At 57.5% G+C, this 452-nt stretch carries 1 protein-coding gene; it reads left to right on the forward strand.

From position 1 onward, the window contains the following. On the forward strand, positions 1-452 hold a 452-nt coding region (locus tag DY467_RS25595), incomplete at both ends, for a PAS domain-containing protein (protein ID WP_164639847.1).

The raw sequence follows: 452 nt of genomic DNA on the forward strand, positions 1-452 counted from the left end.
ACCATCCTCGATGCGAACGAGAACTTTCTCAAGACGATGGGCTACTCGCTCGACGAGATCAAAGGCAAGAACCACAGCATGTTCGTCGCGGCGGCTGAACGCGACGCCCCGGGCTATCGCGAGTTCTGGACCCGTCTCAATCGCGGTGATTACTTCGTCGGCGAGTTCAAGCGTATCGGCAAGGGCAGCAAGGAGGTCTGGATTCTCGCCAGCTACAATCCGATCCTGGACGAGAAGGGCACCCCGCTGAAGGTCGTCAAATTCGCCACCGACGTCACCGAACAGAAGCTGAAGAACGCCGATACCGCGGGCCAGATCGCCGCGATTCAGAAATCGCAGGCGGTGATCGAGTTCAAACCCGACGGCACCATCCTCGACGCCAACGACAATTTTCTAAAGACGATGGGCTACGCGCTGTCCGAGATCAAAGGCCACCATCACAGCATGTTCAT

The organism is Rhodopseudomonas sp. BR0G17, assembly GCF_010907025.1.
GTDB lineage: Bacteria > Pseudomonadota > Alphaproteobacteria > Rhizobiales > Xanthobacteraceae > Rhodopseudomonas > Rhodopseudomonas palustris_H.